This is a genomic window from Paenibacillus sp. sgz302164 (assembly GCF_056120505.1).
In genome coordinates this window covers 1-17972 of record NZ_JBVYOL010000004.1, presented here as the reverse complement: position 1 = coordinate 17972, position 17972 = coordinate 1, and the positions used below count along the sequence as shown (strand labels likewise).

The following is a 17972-nucleotide window of genomic DNA, read 5'->3' as shown; positions in this document are numbered from 1 at the left end:
TAAGGTGTTAGTCGCGCTGCAAAAACAGCTTTCTAAACTCGGTCGGGTGCATGCCTTCGATTTTTTTGAACAGCTTGCTGAAATGATTCGGATCGGCATACCCTACCTTTTCCGATATTTCATATATTTTGAAGGCGGGATCTTTTAGCATTTCCCTTGCTTTCTCCAGCCTCACGCGGGTCATGTAGTCGATGATCGTCTCTCCGGTTTCTTTCTTGAACAATCCGCTTAAATAATTCGGGGCAAAACCGGCTTCCTTCGCCAAATCGGGCACTTTAAGCGGCAAATGGTAGTTGTGCCGGATGTTTCGGGCTATCGCTTGTATTTCCGGCTTCCATCGTTTGCCTGCAAGATGTTTGACATATTCCACATAGATAGGAATCCAGCCCTGGAACCATTGATGGATCTCTGCGAGGGATTGCGCGCGGCGGACTGCACGGTGGGGGTAGATGTGCCGGTAAGGGGGAACGGAGTACAAGTCTCCGCCATGCTTTTTGCAATAGGCGCCGAGCATGTGCAGCAGATTCATCCAACGCTCCCGCACGGCTTCCGGATGGAGCGGCGGATGCCGCGGCAAATCTGCGACCGAATCGTCCAGCGCGCGGATCATGTCGGCCGCCTGATGCCGGTCCAGCATGCGCTCCCATGCGGCTGCATCCCAGAGCTGCCCGGACGCTGCGCCGGCGAACGGCTGCAAACGCTCCGACCAAAGCACGGTGCCAGGGCCTTCGTAAAACCGGTGCTCGAGCGCACGCGCCGCTTCCGCCGCAATGGCCGCCACCTGCCGGATATCGCGGCATTCCGGCGAAATGCCCATGCTCAGCGATAGACGCAGCAGCGTGGCAATGGCGCTGCCCATCTCTTCCGGCATGACCGGATGAAAGCGCTCTTGAAGAATCGCGTATTGGCCCGCGTCGATTTGCACAAGCTCGCCTTTGCCGTACTTCTTCATAATCTCCTGCAAAATGTTCGTCACGCTGTAATTCAGCAGCCGTTCGCTTTTGAACGTATTGTGCTCGACGACTTGATCGTAATCGTCAATGACCGCATACACCAGCCGGTATGCATCGTGCAAACCCGGAAGGTCGAACTCCGTCCAAATTTCCCGGATTTCTTTGCCCGAGCATTGCTGGGTCAGCAGGTCGCGCAGCCGGTTTTCTTTCACTTCCCGGCCGTACTGCTTCATTTTGAACGTCTGGTACGATTTGTCTATCGCATCCTGCCGCTCGTCGATCAGCTCCCGCTTGACGCGGTCCAGCTTGGCCAGCAGCTCGGTCGGCTCCATGGTCAGCTTCAGCATGTAATCGGAAGCCCCGCATTGCAGCGCTTTTTGTACATATTCGAAATCGTTGTGATTGCTGAGAATGATCACCTTGGCCGAATCGCCGGACGCCTTGATTTGCTGGAGCAGCGCGAGGCCGTCCATCTCCGGCATGCGGATATCCGTGAGCACAATATAGTAAGGATAAGGCCGGAGCAGCTCCAGCGCCTCGACTCCGCTGGCGGCTTCGCCGATCAGATCGAATCCGTGCTCCTGCCACGGAATCAGGCTTTTGAGGCCGACTCGGATAAATATTTCGTCGTCGACGATCAGAAGGGGGATCATCGGACGCTCACCTCGCTTTGCAGCGGAATATGGATGGCGACTTCCAGGCCTTGCCCGATTCCGCCGCCGACCTCTATGCCGAATTGCCGGCCGAAAAACCGCTGAATCCGCTCATGCACGTTGTGCAGCCCCACTCCGCTGAATTTGGCGTGCGGCTGTTCCATGCTTTCCTGCACCTGCTTCAGCTTCTCGGGCGGCATCCCCATCCCGTTGTCGGTAACGCGCAAGATGACACGGCCAGCCTGCTCCTCGGCGGCAATGCGAATATGAAGCTGCTGCCGGCGGCCGTGGATAATGCTGTTCTCCACGATCGGCTGCAGCGTAAATTTCAAAATCGCGTACGTCCGAATCCGCTCGGGTACATCAATATGCAGCACGACATGATCGTGGTATCTCATCTTCTGGATATTCATATACATTTCCAAATATTCCAGCTCCTCTGCGACGGAGATCAGCTCCCGGTCATGCCTCATGGAAAATTCGAGCAGCCGGCCAAGCGTCGTAATCATGTGACTGACGTGCTCGTCGCCAGACAGCATAGCCCGCCATTTGATCGAATTCAGCGTATTGAACAAAAAGTGGGGATGAATCTGGGCCTGCAGCGCCTGAAACCGCGCTTCCTCCCGCTGCCGTTGTTCGTCCGCAGCCAAATCGAGCGATTGCTTCAGCTGCGCCGTCATCTTGTTGAAATAAACGCCCAGCAGCGAAATTTCGTCTCTGCCCTTAACTTCCACCTTCGTCTCGAAATCCCCGGCGCCAAGCCGCTTCATGGAATGCGCCAGCAGCCGGATCGGCTCGGTAATCCGAAACATGAAGTAAACGAAAATCAAGGTGAATGCGATAAACCAGATGAGCATCCATGAAAAAGAGCGGTCCGTTGCGCCCTGCAGTTGGGCGTTGAATTCCTGCTGCGGCATAAGCTGGAGCACCTTCCATTTGAACTCGGGCAGCTCCGCAGCGTTCAGCAAAAACGTTTCGCCGCCCAGCGTCAGCTTGTTTCCGGACATCGCGGACAAGCCGCCCTGCAGCGCCTGCAGCTCTTGCGGTGAAATTTCGCTGCTGCCGGCAAGCAGGCCGCCCTGTTCGTCAATGATGAACGTTTTCATCGATAGGTCCGATTGCGCCAAAGTGCCGAGCAAGGAATCCGTCGGTACCCCGATAAACACAATTCCGTAACCGCCCGACGTCCGGTCTCCCATGACAACCCGCGTAACGACGGTTAAATCCCGAATCCGGTTTGCGTCGCCGTCATGAATCCAAGTCCGGTAAGACAACTCCCAATTCGGCCTGCCGTTCAAAGCAATCGTCCGCTGATACCAGCCGGCACCGGCAAACTGCGCGAAATCGGCGGTGATATCCGGCGAGAACCATGTAGAATGCACGTACCCGCGAAAATCGATCAATGCCATGAATGCATGGTCGTCGACCAAAATATCCCTTGTCGACTGCAGCTTTTTTTGCAGCTGGGTCAGCCGTCTGGACGCCTCATACCGGCGGCTCCAGTCCACATCCGAGGTTAAGTACTGCATCACCTCGGAATCGTTGACCAGGAGCGTCGACGCTCTCAGCATCCGGGTCGTCAAATCCGATATGGCCGCGGCTTTTTGGCTGACCAATTCCTGGTTCGAAGCAATCAGCTTTTCTTCAATGATTTTTTCCGAATAGGAGCGGTAGTTGAAAAAAATGTAAGTATAAGGAAGGAGGATAAATAAGAACAAAGTGAGCAGGATTTTATCGCGGAGAGAAGAAACATGCAGCTTGTTGACCCATTTCCTCATAAGCGCAAGCACCATACTTTCCTAAGGGGGTAAAGTTTGCGATTTATTTAATTTCACACCTTATTGGTTCCCTCCGTTTCATTATATGGGCGATTGTTTATTTCGGCGCAGCTCCCGGCTCCTGGCGCGTAGTGTTGCGCTGCATGACGGCGGCCGGTCGAGCACAAACGCTTACATTTGTGTTTTCAATTGTCATCGGCTGCCGATGCAAACCTTGGAAAACTTGCGAATCGCGGGCGGCGCAGCCGCAGGCCCCACACGGCTGCGGATTGCAGCCGCTCTTTCTCAACTAGCGCCTCTCATGCCATCGGTTGCTGCGCTGAAGTGGGAAGGGGGCACAAAGTGGCTTGGCAGGGCGAAAACCTGCAAAAGTGCAGGTTTTTTCCGGAGAAGCGGTTCGTTTTGGTGAAAAGCCTGCGAAAGTGCAGGAATTTTCGATGAAAATGAATCTGAGCCCCTATTCGCGGCTAAAAGCCTGCACAATTGCAGGAATTTTTCGTGGCAAGGGATCAAGGACGCAAATTCATGTATTTTTGCAGGTTTTCTTCGTGCAACCAGACAGATTGTGCAATCGGATCGGGCGCATGGGTTTCTGGCAGCCTGCCCAATTGCAGGCTTTCTCCGCATTGCCAAGTAGTTGCTGCCTCTAGTGTGCGAGATCCAGGATTTTACAGCTTTCCTTCTCGCAACCTTACAGATTGTACGACCGGCTCTGGCGTGTGGATTTCTGGGCAACCTGCCCATTTGCAGGCTTTCTCCGCACTGCCAAGCAGTTGCTGCCTCTAGCGTGCGAAATGCACTGGTTTCCATCTGCTACGCTTGTAAAGCTTGAAACTGCAGCAGCAGATCTGATTTTTTTCATTCTGCGGGGTGACTATCCCCGGCGTTACGGGAGTTTTTGCAGGCTTTCCACGAGCTGCCGGCGATGCGCCGGGTCGGGTTCCGCACTCAGCGCATCTGCCGGACTCCATAACTGTGCTATGATCAGCCGCCTGCGAATATTCCTCCCTCCCCTTCTATCTCATGACCTTCTTCCATTTCCGGTACCCTCTGCGCAAGAAATTCAACATAAAGTCCGGAAACGGAAGACGGCTGATCCACGGGAAATAGAAACGGTCGTATGCCTTTTTCAAATCGTCCCACATCGTACAGGGCTCCCGCTTCAAAAAATCCGAAACGTCGACTACGATGCCTCTGCCGTCTTTCATCATGACGTTTTTCCCGTGCACATCGTGCGGGAACAGCCCTTTGCCGGCCGCATAGGCCAAAGCCTGATCGATGTCGCGGATCACCTGGCGCCGAATCGGAATCCCTTTGCGCATGCAGTTATATAGAGTGACGCCCGTGAGACGCCGCAAAATCAAAAAGTTGCGTCCTTCATAGATGCACTCCGAATAAGCCGGATGCCGGCCAAGACGCCTGTATACCTCGGCCTCGTCTTCGAGTCCCGGCCGGCCGGGCGCATATACTTTGGCCACCCAATCGGGAAAGTCAGGGTGGGCCAGCACGGCCGCGTAGTTTCCGGCACCGAGCAGCCGCCACGGCTCAGGGACATGATAGACGGCGATCGGCTCGTCGGGCTGCTCGCTGGCTATGCGCAGGTGAGGCAGCAGCTCAGCTTCGATGCGTGCAGCCATCGGCCCTGCAATTATGTGTGCCGCAGCCGCACTCGGGAAGTTGCCCTTAGATTCCACCATAAACGTTCGAATCTCTTCCTCTCTCCAAAAAAGCTCGGCGGTCTTCAGCCGCTCGCATTCATAATTGCACACGTTGTCCCCTTTGGTCAACTGGGTGCCGTCTGCCGGCAAAAGAAAAAGGAACTTCGATCCGCAGGCGGACCCAAGTTCCTAAATCTGTTTACTCGTTCAGCGCTTTTTGCAGCGCCGCCAAGTTTTGCTTCATAATGCCGATGTAGTCCAGCTTGTTTTTCTTATCCTCGTCCGTCAAACCTTCGAGCGGATTCAACACATCGGTCTTTGCGCCGATTTCTTTGGCGATCGTTTGGGCGATTTTCGGATCGACCAGCGTTTCGAAAAAGATCGTCTTGACCTGACGCTCCTTGGCAAACTTCACGATGCCCGCCATTTTTTCCGGGGACGGCTCCTGCTCGGGGGATAGTCCGGCAATCGGAACTTGCGTCAAGCCGTACTCTTTGGCCAAATAACCGAAAGCTGCGTGCTGGGTGACAAAATCTTTATGCTTTACGCCGCTTAGCCCTGTTCGATACGATTGGTCAAGCTCTTTCAGCTTCGCTATGTAAGTATCGGCATTTTTCTTGTAGTCGTCCTTGTGGGCGGGATCGGCTTGTTCGAGCGCCGCCTCGATGGCAGCCACTTCCTTTTGGGCCAGCGTGGGACTCAGCCAAACGTGAGGATCGAGAACTTTGCCGTCCTTCGCCTCCTGCTGCTTATGGTCGTCCGCGTGTTCCCCCTCGTCCTCGTCGGGCAGCCCTTCCATCAGCTCGATCCCTTTACTCGCCTGCACAACTGTGCGCTTATCGTTCGCGGCGCTCTCCAGCGCCTTGTCGACCCAGCCTTCGACGATACCGTTATAGACGAACACGTCAGCTTCCTTGATTTGCGCCATATCTTTGGCGCTCGGCTCCCAATCGTGCGGCTCGGCGCCGGCCGGAATGAGACCGATGACATCGGCATGGCTGCCGACGATTTGCTGCGTAAATTCGACCATCGGGTAAAAGGTCGCGACAATTTTTAACGGCTTGCCGCTAGCGGCAGCGCTCGGCGACGGCGCGGAGTTCGTCCCCGCCGTAGGCGGACTGGCGGCTCCTGCTCCCGTTTGCGCCGTATTGCTGCCGCAGCCTGACAGCAGCAGCGCGGCAGCAGCCGCCGTCATCATCGTTTGTTTCCATGTTCCTTGCATGTGTATTCCTCCTGAACTTATATGAAATGTAAGAACTTATTGAATGGTTGAATCCTTGGCATAGCGGGTCGCCGATCTTGAAACAGCCGGTTCCGGGGCAGCGGGTTCAGCGGCAGCCTGCCGGCGGTTGATGCGCTTGCCCAGTTGGAGCAGCAGCTTTTTGATGCCTATGCCGGCGATCAGAAAAACGAGCAGCACGATGGCGATCGTTCCGCCGGGAGGCGTGCTCAGCTGATAGGAAGCCGTCAGGCCGGAGAAGACGCCGATCAGGCCGATAGCCATAGCAAGGCCGATTGCGGCCGAGAAGCTCGGCGCAAGGCGAATCGCCAGCGCGGCAGGCAGCACGATCAGCGAGGAGACGAGCAGGACGCCGACGACCGGCATCGCCGCCGCCACGATCATCCCGGTAACGACGCTGAACAGCAGCGATATGCGCTTCACCGGGAGGCCGCTTGTCTGCGCGGTTTCCTCGTCAAACGTGATCTGGTACAAAGGCCTGCGGAACGCGTAGAAAAAACAGCCTCCGATCAGCGCGACCGCGCACATCAAGGCGAGCTCGGTCCCGTTCACGGCAACGACCGACCCGAACAAGTACGACGAAAAGTTTTTGTTGATGCCCTGATTCAAGCTCATCAGCACGACCGCGCCGGACAAGCCGCCGATCATGATGATCGCTATCGAAATCTCACTGTACGTTTTGTAGGACCTGCGCACATATTCCACGACGACCGCGCCGATTGCCGCCACGGCAAAGCCGGTCAAAGTCGGGTTCAGATGCAGGTACGCTCCGGCCGCAACGCCGGCCAGCGAGACATGCGAAAGCATGTCGGCCATGAGCGCCTGGCGGCGGAGCATCAGGTACACCCCCAGCACCGACGCCAGCAGGGCGATTATCCCACCGGCACAAAATGCCCGCTGCATGAAGTCGAAGTGCAGCATTTCCATCCGCCGTCCTCCTTCTTTTCAAGCTCGATGATGCGGTCGAGGTATGCGCGGACTTCCGGCAGCCCGTGCGTCACCATGACGACCGTAGTGCCGTGCTCCTTCACCTGACGGTGCAGCAGCTCATAGAAAGCGTACCGGCTGTCCTGATCCATGCCCGTCGTCGGTTCGTCCAGCACGAGCAGATCCGGCTCCTGCGCCAGCGCGCGGGCGATGACGATGCGCTGCTTTTGCCCGCCGGAGAGCTCGCCGATCTTGCGGCTGCGCTGCCCCCACAGGCCGACCTGGCGCAGCGCCTTTTCCGTCTGCCGGTGATCCTCGTTCGTCAGCCGGCGAAGCCACGAGCCTCTGGCGTGCCTGCCCGACCGCACGAACTCGACAATCGTGCTCGGGAAGCCGCCGTTGAATGCGGCGATTTGCTGCGAGACGTAGCCGACAACGAGCTTCTTTCCCGCCCGGTTCGACGGCGCCAGGTACGCTTCTCCGCTCCAGGGCTGCAGCAGCCCAAGCATAAGCTTGAGCAGCGTCGTCTTCGAAGCGCCGTTAGGCCCCGTCACGGCGACGAATTCGCCGGCAAATACGTCGATGCTGGCCTCTTCCAGATAGGGTACGTCCCGATAGCCGAACGATACTTGTTTCAGCGATGCTAGCAGCATAAGCTCACCTCTTTTACATGTAATTATTACGATTAAACTCGAAAAAGAAAATCGAGCCGACTCGATATTAAATAGTAATTATTACGTATTAGATCATAGCAACGTCCCGTCTATTCGTCAATGCTTTTTTTCCGGCTTGCAGTGGCGCGCGTCTCGCGCAGCATTTGCCAAGCAGCCTGGAGCTGCTGTATGATCACATTATGCTAATAGTAATCATTACTTTTTAATAGCATGTTCCGCCGGTTTTCAGAATAAGTATGTGACAAAACATCAACCACGTTCATGGAGGAACCCGATGAAAATTCCTGTTTTCGTATTAAGCGGATTTTTGGGGAGCGGCAAGACGACTCTGCTGATGCAATTGTTGAAAGAAACGAGAAACCGCGGCTTGCGGCCGGGCATCTTGATGAATGAACTCGGCAGGCAGGACGTGGACGGGAACATTGTGGACGAGGCTGCCGGGCTGGCGGTCGAAAAGCTGCTGGACGGCTGCGTATGCTGCAGCAAAAAAGAGGAATTGGCCGGAAGCCTGAAGCTGCTGCTCGGGCAAAAGCCCGATGTCCTCTTTATCGAGCTGACGGGCGTCGCCAACCCGGAAGAAATCGCCGACGCGCTGACGGAACCGGGTCTTCTGGGCGTTGTGACGCTGAAACAAATCGTCACCGTACTGGACGCCGAGCATGTGCTGGAGTACAACAGCATTTTCTCCTCCGACAGACAGCTTGTCGCCACGCTGCGGAAGCAAATAGAGGCGGCCGATCTGATTTTGATCAACAAAACCGACCTCGTCCCGCCTGCACAGCTGGCCAAAATCGAAAAAAGCGTTCGCAAGCAAAACGAGAAATCGCTCATCGTCCATACCGTGTGCAGCCAAATCGACGTCAGCCCCTTGCTCGCCAGCATCGCCTCCCACGAGCCCGCTCCGCTGTCCGTCCGGCCTTTCCGCATGCTCAAATCGGTAACGGCTGTTAAGCGTGAGGCAGAAGACCACGTTCACAAACACGAGCAAAACCTCTCCTACTCGCGCGTGCAAACCGTCACACTGCCCTGGCACACGGCCGAATCGGTATCCAGGCAGAGGCTGGAACAGTTTCTCGCCAGATGGAACAAACAGCTTTTACGGGCAAAAGGATATGTCGCTTGCGGGCCGCAGGGGACGATGATGCTGATGCAATTTGCCGGAAAAAGAACGTATTGGGAGCCATCGCAGTTTGCCGGCGATCCTTATGTCGTCTTCATCGGCATCGATCTGAACGCTGCGCTGCTGGAGAAAGAATGGTCGCGACTGTTTGAAATTTCCTCCTGAACCCGTCTATACGAAGGCCATTCGATCCGTTATAATAATCGTAAATATTATTATTTAGAGGTACATATATGCTGCAGGCACTCCAACTACCCGCTTTCCTCGACACAACCAACCTGCAAACGTTCAAAACGATGTTTATCAGCATTATTTTGGAAGCTATTCCCTTTGTGCTGCTGGGCGTCGTTTTATCTTCCATTTTGCAGGTATTCGTATCCGAGAAGCTGATTCAAAAAATCGTCCCCCGCCATCCGGCGCTCGGCATCCTGTTCGCCTGCCTGATCGGCATCGTTTTCCCGGTTTGCGAATGCGGCATGATTCCGGTGGTCAGGCGGCTGATTCAAAAAGGAATGCCCGTCTACGTCGCGGTCGTTTTTATTTTATCCGGCCCGATTCTGAATCCGGTCGTCTACGCCGCTACTTACATGGCCTTTCGGACGCACACCGATCTGGTGTATGCACGAATGGGCCTGGCTTTTCTCGCAGCCGCCTTCATCGGCTTTGTTTTGTACAAAACGGTCAAACGCAGCCCGCTGCGCACGAGCATGGCCTCCTTCCAGCCGGAAGAACCCGAACCCGAGCGCCAGCCGAACAAGATAACCGCGACTTTGGCCCATGCGGCCGAAGAATTTTTTGAAATGGGCAAATTTCTTATGTTCGGCGCCATGCTGACAGCGCTGATCCAGACGTTCGTCGTCCGCGAAAGTCTCGTCGCCATCGGACAAGGCCCCGTCATCTCGCATTTGTTCATGTTGGGCTTTGCGTACATCCTGTCCTTGTGCTCGACTTCGGACGCGTTTGTCGCTTCTTCATTTTTGGGCACGTTCTCCAAAGGTTCGCTGCTTACTTTCTTGGTGATCGGCCCGATGCTGGATTTCAAAAACACGCTGATGCTGCTCTCGGTGTTCAAAACGAGGTTCGTCCTGTTCCTCAGCCTTTTGATCGCGGTCACGGTGCTGCTCGGCTCGCTGCTCATCGAACGTTTGTTTTTCATCCCATAATGACAGGAGAGGGATTCATTGGTACATCAGCATTCGCATTCCGGCTCGCTGGCGCCGCATTACTTGCTGCGGGCCGGCATTTTGCTGGCATTCGCCATGTTCATCGTCTATTTGACCAAAACGGACAACCTGGCCTACTACATCGCCCCCCGCATGCAAAGCTATGTCAAATATTCGAGCGTCGCGCTCTACTCCATCGCCATCTATCAGGTCTACCTCGGAATCGGCGCCTTGTGGGGCAAAAAGCAGGCCGATTGCGGGTGCGAACATCCCCCCTCGCGTTCGCGCTTGCGCAGTACGGTCGCTTATAGCTTGTTCGTGTTTCCTTTGCTTTTGGGCTTTTTGCTGCCCCATACCGCAATGAGCAGCGCACTGGCCGACAAAAAAGGGATGAATTTATCGACGGGCACGGCGGCCGCAGCGATCACCAAACAGCTGGCGGCAGCGGCCGAGAGCGACAAAGCGCTCGCCCCGCTCGCATCGGCTGCCCCTTCCCCCTCTCCGTCGGCGGCAGCGAATGCTCCGCAACCGCTCCCCGCAGCAGGCGGCGTGACGGATGAGCAGCTGAAAAAAATGTTCGTGGCGCCGGACGAGTATTCGGAAGATTTTGCGAAAATGGGAATGATCCTCTACAAGCGCGATCTGATTGCCGTGAAGCCGGAAATCTACATGGAAGTTTTGTCCACCATCGATTTGTTCAAGCAAAACTTTTTCGGCAAAAAAATCGAACTGACCGGATTTGTATACAGGGAAAAAGATATGAAACAGGATCAATTCGTCGTCGGACGGTTCGCCGTCTCGTGCTGCTCGGCCGACGCCTCGCCGTACGGCGTGATGGTCGACTTTCCGACAGCGAACCATCTGGACAAGGACACATGGGTGAAAGTCATGGGAACGATCGACAAAGGCAGCTATCAAAATAACGATATTTTTACGATCCATGCGACGAGCGTCGAAAAAATACCGGACCCGGGAACTCCTTACGTATATCCGAACTTCGACCCTATTCCCGAACTGAACAAATGACAACAAGCCGGAGCGGCCTGCTCCGGCTTCCTTCGTATCATTAGCGGGTTTCGCGGTGAAGCGTAACTTTGTTCAGACGCGGGCAAAACTTTTTCAATTCCAAACGTCCCGGCGTGTTTCGTTTATTTTTCGTCGTCGTGTAGTTGCGATCCCCGCACTCCGTGCAGGCCAGTGTAATTGTAACGCGCATGCGGTGTTTCCTCCTTTCCAAGCGGAATCCCGGTTTTACTTGCCCATTCCGGCCAGCAGCTCCTCCAGCTGCTCGTTCGACGCATTCGGCAGCTCGTCTGCGAACCGGCTCCAATCCATCCGCATCTCCGCATCCGTCAGCAAGCAGCGGTCCAGCGATTCGATCAGCGCAGGCTTATCCAGCCCGATGCCGATGAGCACGAATTTCGTAACGCGGTCGCCGAAAACCGGGTCCCAATCCTGCAGCAGCTCAGGCTCCTCGGCCAAGATGGAAGCTTTCTCGGCTTCGGGCAGCGCAGTGACCCAGAAGCCGGCCGGTCCGATCTGGATCGAGGGCCCCGCCTGGCTCATATTTTGCGCTAGGTCGTGCCGTGTCGCCAGCCAGAGCATGCCTTTGGCCCGCACGATTTCTTCCGGCCAATCGGCCATCCAGGCGGTAAACCGCTTCGTATGGAAAGGCCTGCGCCGTTCGTAAACGAACGAAGAGATGCCGTATTCTTCGGTCTCCGGCGTATGATGGGTGTTCTCCAGCTCCTGCATCCAGCCGGCAGACACACTCGCTTCGTCAAAATTGAACAGCCCGGTGTTCAAAATATCACGCGGATCGACTTGACCGTTCGCGGTCCGGATCAATTTCGCCCGGGGCTGCAGCTTGCGCAGCACCCCTTCCAGTTCTTGAAGCTCCTCTTCATCGACGAGGTCGCACTTGTTCAGGAGCAGCACATCGCAAAACTCGATTTGGCTGATCAGCAGATCAACGACGTCGCGCGTATCGTCTTCGCCGACCGCCTGCCGGCGTTCGAGCAGCGTCTCCCCGGAGGAGAAATCGTGCCAGAAGCGGTAGGCGTCGACGACCGTTACCATCGTATCCAGGCGGCAGTACCGCGACAAATCGATATGATGCTCCTCGTCGATGTAGGTGAACGTTTGCGCAACCGGCACCGGCTCGCCGACGCCCGTCGATTCGATGAGGATGTAATCGAACCGACCTTCTTTGGCCAGCCGCTCCACTTCGCGCAGCAAATCCTCCCGCAGCGTGCAGCAGATGCAGCCGTTGGACATTTCGACGAGCTTTTCCTCCGTCCGGGATAATCCTCCCCCTTCTTTGATCAGACCGGCGTCGATATTGACTTCGCTCAAATCGTTGACGATAACCGCCACTTTAAGGCCGTCGCGGTTGTTTAAAACGTGGTTCAGCACGGTCGTTTTACCTGCGCCCAGGTAACCGCTCAGCACCGTAACCGGAATTTTTGCCGTATTTTCACTCATGCCTTAGGTGAACTCCTCTCATTCCGATTTTCCCGCCGCCTGCCTGCTTTCGCGCCCCTCCGAGCAATCCGAACAGTAGCCGTACACGTCGAATTTGTACTTGACCGGCTGGAACTGCCCCGGAAGGTCCGCAAACAGCTTGTGCGGCTCATAATCGCGTGGAATCGTTTTCTCGCAAGAAACGCAAATCAAATGATAATGCTCAAAATGCTCGTGTCCGCTGCAGCTCAGCTTAAACCGCACGGAACCGTCCAGAACGAACTGCTCGATAAGTCCGATCTCCGCAAACAGACGGATATTCCGGTATACGGTGTCATAGCTGACACCCGGACACTTGTGCGCCAAATCCGTATACACGTCCATCGCCGAAGCAAAGCCTGGCGTCTCCAGGAAAAAGCAAAGCGCGAGCCTGCGCTGCTTCGTAATTCGGACGCCGCGATGCGAAAGCCTGCGAATCATCGATTGCAGCCTTTCCGATGCGGAAGCGTCATGATCCGTCAGCCGATTATTCATAAGCAGCCTCCTCGCCGCCGGTTAAATAGACTACGATCTGGGGAGCGGATCGGCAAAGCTCCGCCAATTGCGCTCGCTCATCTCCTGCTCGGTCAGCAGCGCCCGATCGAACAACTGCTCGATCTCCGGCTTGTTCAAGCCGATGCCGATAAAAACGAGCTTCGTCACTCTGTCGCCCCATACGTCGTCCCAATCCGGGGACTTGGGGTAATGTTCGCCGAAGTGGAACCGCCGCTCTTCCTCCGACAGCGCCGCAACCCACAAGCCTGCCGCAGTCAGCTGTCTGGAAGCACCCGCCTGCCCGAACACCATCGCCTGCGCATTTCTGGAGGCGATCCACATCAAGCCTTTGGCGCGAATAATATCGCCCGGATACCGCTCCAGACACTGCGCAAGCCGCTGCGGGTGAAACGGCTTTTTCCGCTTGTACACGAAGGAAGAGATGCCGTACTCCTCCGTTTCCGGCGTATGCGCTTCCTTTTCCAGCTCTTGAATCCAGCCTGCCGAACCGCTTGCCTCATCGAAATTAAATCTTCCCGTATGCAAAATCTCCTTCGGTTCGATTCGCCCATGGGAAGTACGGATCAGCTTCGCTTTCGGCTGGAGCCCGCGGAGCCCTGCTTCCAGTTTCTCAAGCTCCGTTTCGCTGACGAGATCGCACTTGTTTATAATCAGTACGTCGCAAAATTCAATCTGATTAATGAGCAAATCGACGATGCCCCGGCTGTCATCCTCGCCGGCTTCCTGCCCGCGGTCTTTCAGCTTATCCCGCGACCGGTAGTCGTGCCAAAACTGGGCGGCATCCACGACTGTAACCATGCAGTCGAGCTCGGTCAAAGACGAGAGATTGATGCCGTTCTCATCGTCGATGTAGGTGAATGTTTGCGCGACCGGGATCGGCTCCCCGATTCCCGTCGATTCAATCAGGATGTAATCGAACTTCCGCTCCAAAGCCAACTTTTCAACCTCGCGGAGCAAGTCTTCGCGAAGCGTACAGCAGATGCACCCGTTCGACATCTCCACCAGCTTCTCCTCTGTGCGCGACAGTCCCCCGCCGCCCCGCACAAGCTCGGCATCGATATTCACTTCGCTCAAATCGTTAACGATGACGGCCACTTTCAAACCGTCGCGATTGTTCAACACGTGATTCAGCACCGACGTTTTGCCGGCGCCCAAGTAACCGCTTAATACGGTTACAGGCAGCTTTTTATCCGGCACCCGCTGCGATTCCGCCATTATTCAACACTCTCCTTCGAGCGGCTTGACCCTGCATCCGGAACCAAGCATTTTTGTTTATATGTAATTATTACGATTATTTAGCAAAAAAGAAAAATCCGCCAACGGATTTTAATTGTAATAATTACTAACTGAAATCATACTATCGCATTTACCCTCGTTTGTAAATAGTATTTTTTACGATTAATCGAATCTAATCTTGAATAATAACTTTCGTGCCGACCGGAATATGTTTGAACAACCATTCTACGTCCTTATTCAGCATGCGGATGCAGCCGGAAGAAACGCTCTGGCCGATGGAATAAGGCTTGTTCGTGCCGTGAATTCCGTAACGGAAGCCGCCCGTATTAGGAACGCTGATGCCCAGCCAACGGGTGCCAAGCGGATTTCTCTTGTCTCCTCCCGGGATTTGCTTTCTCATATACCACGGATACTTGATTTTGTTGGCGATGCGAAACTCTCCTTCCGGCGTCAAGTTTCCTTTTCCCGTAGCGACCGAGAACGTAAACGGCGCACTCTCATTCACATAGACAAACAGCAGATGACTCGATTTATCAATTACGATGCATATGTCTTCTTCGATGGGATAAGGTTCGTCGGCATGAGCGGTTTTCGGTGCCGCTGCTCCTGCAATCATGAGTGCAAACGCCGCCAAGCTGAGCATACGTCTTATGGTGAGCATCCTATTCAGCCTACTTTCGCTTAACATTTTGCCGCTGTCCGAAGCTTTGATTAGTATGGTTGTCCGGCGGCAAATTCATTCCGAAAAAAGCCCGCAAATGAAGTTTAAGATAAACTTCCATGAAAATGCGAAGCGCAAAAAGCCCGCCATCCTTAAGGACGACAGGCTTGGGATATCCCTATATGCGCTATGCTTACAGCTTGTTGAAAATATCGGTCAATTGCGGAACGATTTGCGATTTGCGGGATACAACGCCTTTCAAAGTCGCTTTGTTATCGACCAATTTCACGTTATATGCCTGCTCGACGGCTTGCACGGAACGACCCAGGGCCAAACCGATGGAATCGTTCTTCAAAATATCAGTGACGACAAACAGGAATAAGTCCAGGCCTTTTTCCGCGATAATACCGTTCAAAGCGTCTTCAAGCTCCGCTTGGCGGGACAGAACGTCGTTCGTATCCACGGCGTTGACTTGGGCGATTTCCACTTTGTAGCTGCCCATTTGGAACTCTTTGGCGTCGAGCGAAATCAATTGAGCGATCGTTTTGTCGCTCAGGTCCGCTCCGGCTTTCAGCATGTCAAGACCGTAAGCCTCGGCGTTTACACCGGCGATTTCAGCCAGTTCTTTGGCTGCGGCCACGTCTTCTGGCGTGCAAGTCGGCGATTTGAAAAGCAGCGAGTCCGAAATAATCGCGGACAGCATAAGACCGGCGATATTTTTGTCGATGGCGATGCCGTTTTCTTTGTACATTTTATTTAAAATCGTCGCTGTGCATCCTACCGGCTCGGCGCGGTAGTACAGCGGACCGCTTGTTTCGAAGTTGGCGATGCGGTGATGGTCGATAACTTCGGCCACGCGAACTTGATCGATGTCCGAAACGCTTTGCTGCCGCTCATTGTGATCCACCAAAATGACGGTTTTCGTTTCGTTCGCAACCGTTTCCACCAAACGCGGCGCTTCAGCCTTGAACGTATCGAGCGCAAATTGGGTTTCGCCGTTAATGCTGCCCAGGCGCACAGCTTCAACTTGTTGGCCTAATTTCGTTTTCAGATCCGCGTAAGCGATAGCCGAACAAATCGTATCCGTGTCCGGATTTTTGTGGCCGAAAATAAGAATTTTTTCCATTCTAATGCTCCTTAATCGTTTTTGTTTTTAGGGTGAGAATCGTTATCTCTACATAGATTATAGCCGGATCGCATGTTACGTACAAGCTATTCCGTATTTTCCACTCGCTTTTAACGGCATAGGCTTATGAGTTACTGCTGCTTGCCGAGCCTTCTAATCCATATCTTCATACTGTTTTCGCTGTCCACATAAATGCGTTTGAGCTGAAAAGGGTCCTGATCCGGCGTCGTGCGCCCCTGGTTGATCGTAAACGCGTAGCGGTACCCCGAATCTTTCAAAATTTGCAGCGTCTGCTTGTTGAATTCTCCATACGGATAGCAGAACACGACAGGCTTGACCCCGAGGTGCTCCTCAATAAGCCTGCCCGCTTCCACAATCTCTTCTTTTTGCTTTTCGGCGGAAAGCCGCGGCAGATGCGGGTGCGTCATGCTGTGAGGTTGAATGTCCCAGCCTGCGGCCTGCATCGCTTTGGCCTGCTCCCAGTTCAGATAGCCGTCCTGGGAGACGGCGCCAGGCGACATAAACAACGTAGCCGGAAAACCATAACGCTCCAGCACAGGCTTCGCCAGCGTATAGTTATCGGCGTAGCCGTCGTCAAAAGTAAGCAGAACCGGCTTCGCGGGCGCGGCTTTTTTCTTTTCGAGGATGAGCATAAAATCCGCAAGGCTAAGCGGCGTAAAACCGTGCTCATGCAAGTATTCCATTTGCAAAGCCAGCTCCTTCTGGGGAAGCACCAGCGAATTGCCGGGTTCGTCGCCGATGCTGTGATAATTCAGCACGGGAATGGACACAGGGCGTGAATCGCTTTCCGCCCGTTCCGTGGCGGCGGCCGCGCTCTGTACCGCGTACACGCTTGCCACGACGGACGCCGGAGCAGGGCTGGCCGCCGCGAGTACGGCCGGCGTCTCACTCGGCGCCGGCTCGTTCCAGCCCGCCTCAACTATAGTTGAGGCGCTTTCCTGCCGGGGCTGCTCGTCCCCAATCGGAGGTGCCTGCAACTGGGGTGCATCGGCAGCAGTTCCGTCCGTATGCGAGCGTCCGGGCTCAATCAGCCGATAGAGGCCGATCACGGCGATAACGATGATTGCAGCAATTGCTGCCGCGTAGGTTTTCTTCATAGGACTCCTCCGGGATAGTACCATTTGTTATGTTTAATCCTATCCACAGAACTATGAAAATATGTCCCGACCCGCACGCGGCGAACACCAAAACGCAAGCGCCTTGGTTGGCGCGGCGCGCAATTAACTCAAGCGCCCCCGCTGACGCGGCGCAATTAACTCAAGCGCCCCCTCTAACGCGGCGCACAATAACTCAAGCGCCCCCGCTTGACGCGGCGCGCAATAACGCAAGCGCCTCCGCTGACGCGGCGCACAATAACTCATGCACCTCTTTCACGCGGCGCGCAAAAAGCCTGCAATTGTGCAGGCTTTCGCTCCCTTGATGCGCTTGCCGCGAAGTATTCCTGCAAATGTGCAGGCTTTTCCGCGTAAAACCTTGCTCAGACCCGCCGTATGCGGAAATTCCTGCACTTTTGCAGGCTTTCCCCTAAAACGGGGCGCTTACGATGAAAAAGCCTGCACTTTCGCAGGTTTTGCTAGCCGCATGCAGTTCCCCCAGCTGCCAAGCCGTTCCGGCCAGCACGAGCCATCTCCGGCGGCTCGCCCCCAATGTTGTCAGGTTAAGCGGTTATAGCCCCCGCCGCTTGGTCTTCGTGAATTTGTTAGCTTTTGTCTGTTTGTTCCGTTTGAAAGAGCGATCCTTCACT

General features: G+C 54.9%; 17 protein-coding genes. 4 read left to right on the top strand and 13 right to left on the bottom strand.

The annotated features are described in order from the left end of the window. Nucleotides 1-7: 7 nt before the first annotated feature. Nucleotides 8-1606, bottom strand: coding sequence for a response regulator (locus AC0LWT_RS08080; RefSeq protein ID WP_474680726.1), 1599 nt, complete (start codon nt 1604-1606; stop codon nt 8-10). Next, on the bottom strand, nt 1603-3384 hold the full coding sequence (locus tag AC0LWT_RS08075) for a cache domain-containing sensor histidine kinase (protein WP_474680725.1): 1782 nt from the start codon (nt 3382-3384) through the stop codon (nt 1603-1605). The genes AC0LWT_RS08080 and AC0LWT_RS08075 overlap by 4 nt, the downstream gene beginning before the upstream one ends. A 347-nt stretch (nt 3385-3731) precedes the next feature. Here AC0LWT_RS08075 and AC0LWT_RS08070 point away from each other — a divergent pair, with 347 nt between their 5' ends. Further along, entirely contained in the window at nt 3732-4034 is a 303-nt protein-coding gene (locus AC0LWT_RS08070; RefSeq protein WP_474680724.1) for a hypothetical protein, read from the top strand. Nucleotides 4035-4400: 366 nt separating this feature from the next. Here the strand turns inward: AC0LWT_RS08070 and AC0LWT_RS08065 are convergent, their stop codons facing one another. The 4 genes from AC0LWT_RS08065 to AC0LWT_RS08050 all read right to left on the bottom strand — a co-directional run bounded on the left by AC0LWT_RS08065 (nt 4401) and on the right by AC0LWT_RS08050 (nt 7862). After that, nucleotides 4401-5021, bottom strand: coding sequence for a serine/threonine protein kinase (locus tag AC0LWT_RS08065; protein ID WP_474681035.1), 621 nt, complete (start codon nt 5019-5021; stop codon nt 4401-4403). A 220-nt stretch (nt 5022-5241) separates the two neighbouring features. Continuing rightward, on the bottom strand, nt 5242-6264 hold the full coding sequence (locus AC0LWT_RS08060) for a metal ABC transporter substrate-binding protein (protein ID WP_474680723.1): 1023 nt from the start codon (nt 6262-6264) through the stop codon (nt 5242-5244). A gap of 36 nt (nt 6265-6300) precedes the next feature. Further along, nucleotides 6301-7209, bottom strand: a complete 909-nt coding sequence (locus AC0LWT_RS08055) for a metal ABC transporter permease (RefSeq protein ID WP_474680722.1) — start codon at nt 7207-7209, stop codon at nt 6301-6303. Next, nucleotides 7155-7862, bottom strand: coding sequence for a metal ABC transporter ATP-binding protein (locus AC0LWT_RS08050; protein WP_474680721.1), 708 nt, complete (start codon nt 7860-7862; stop codon nt 7155-7157). The genes AC0LWT_RS08055 and AC0LWT_RS08050 overlap by 55 nt, the downstream gene beginning before the upstream one ends. Before the next feature lie 295 nt (nt 7863-8157). On the opposite strand from AC0LWT_RS08050, the gene AC0LWT_RS08045 reads away from it, so the two are divergent. The 3 genes from AC0LWT_RS08045 (at nt 8158) to AC0LWT_RS08035 (ending at nt 11192) form a co-directional block, all read left to right on the top strand. After that, nucleotides 8158-9168 (top strand): CobW family GTP-binding protein, encoded by a 1011-nt coding sequence (locus tag AC0LWT_RS08045; protein WP_474680720.1) that lies wholly within the window; start codon nt 8158-8160, stop codon nt 9166-9168. A 68-nt stretch (nt 9169-9236) separates the two neighbouring features. Then, complete coding sequence (locus AC0LWT_RS08040) at nt 9237-10166, top strand: permease (protein WP_474680719.1); 930 nt, start codon at nt 9237-9239, stop codon at nt 10164-10166. An 18-nt stretch (nt 10167-10184) separates the two neighbouring features. Next, the gene (locus tag AC0LWT_RS08035) at nt 10185-11192 is read left to right on the top strand and encodes a TIGR03943 family putative permease subunit (RefSeq protein WP_474680718.1); all 1008 of its coding nucleotides are present in this window, start codon (nt 10185-10187) and stop codon (nt 11190-11192) included. A 40-nt stretch (nt 11193-11232) separates the two neighbouring features. Here the strand turns inward: AC0LWT_RS08035 and rpmG are convergent, their stop codons facing one another. The 7 genes from rpmG to AC0LWT_RS08000 all read right to left on the bottom strand — a co-directional run bounded on the left by rpmG (nt 11233) and on the right by AC0LWT_RS08000 (nt 17325). Next, nucleotides 11233-11382 carry a 50S ribosomal protein L33 gene (gene rpmG / locus AC0LWT_RS08030; protein ID WP_474680717.1) on the bottom strand — a complete coding sequence of 50 codons (150 nt, stop codon included), beginning with the start codon at nt 11380-11382 and terminating at the stop codon, nt 11233-11235. A gap of 35 nt (nt 11383-11417) precedes the next feature. After that, entirely contained in the window at nt 11418-12650 is a 1233-nt protein-coding gene (locus tag AC0LWT_RS08025; protein ID WP_474680716.1) for a GTP-binding protein, read from the bottom strand. An 18-nt stretch (nt 12651-12668) separates the two neighbouring features. Further along, nucleotides 12669-13163 carry a Fur family transcriptional regulator gene (locus AC0LWT_RS08020; RefSeq protein ID WP_474680715.1) on the bottom strand — a complete coding sequence of 165 codons (495 nt, stop codon included), beginning with the start codon at nt 13161-13163 and terminating at the stop codon, nt 12669-12671. A gap of 30 nt (nt 13164-13193) precedes the next feature. Next, nucleotides 13194-14399, bottom strand: a complete 1206-nt coding sequence (locus AC0LWT_RS08015; RefSeq protein ID WP_474680714.1) for a GTP-binding protein — start codon at nt 14397-14399, stop codon at nt 13194-13196. A gap of 193 nt (nt 14400-14592) precedes the next feature. Beyond that, nucleotides 14593-15081 (bottom strand): L,D-transpeptidase, encoded by a 489-nt coding sequence (locus tag AC0LWT_RS08010; protein WP_474680713.1) that lies wholly within the window; start codon nt 15079-15081, stop codon nt 14593-14595. A gap of 193 nt (nt 15082-15274) precedes the next feature. Continuing rightward, entirely contained in the window at nt 15275-16207 is a 933-nt protein-coding gene (locus AC0LWT_RS08005) for a manganese-dependent inorganic pyrophosphatase (protein ID WP_474680712.1), read from the bottom strand. A gap of 131 nt (nt 16208-16338) precedes the next feature. Then, nucleotides 16339-17325 carry a polysaccharide deacetylase family protein gene (locus AC0LWT_RS08000; protein WP_474680711.1) on the bottom strand — a complete coding sequence of 329 codons (987 nt, stop codon included), beginning with the start codon at nt 17323-17325 and terminating at the stop codon, nt 16339-16341. Nucleotides 17326-17972: the final 647 nt, after the last annotated feature.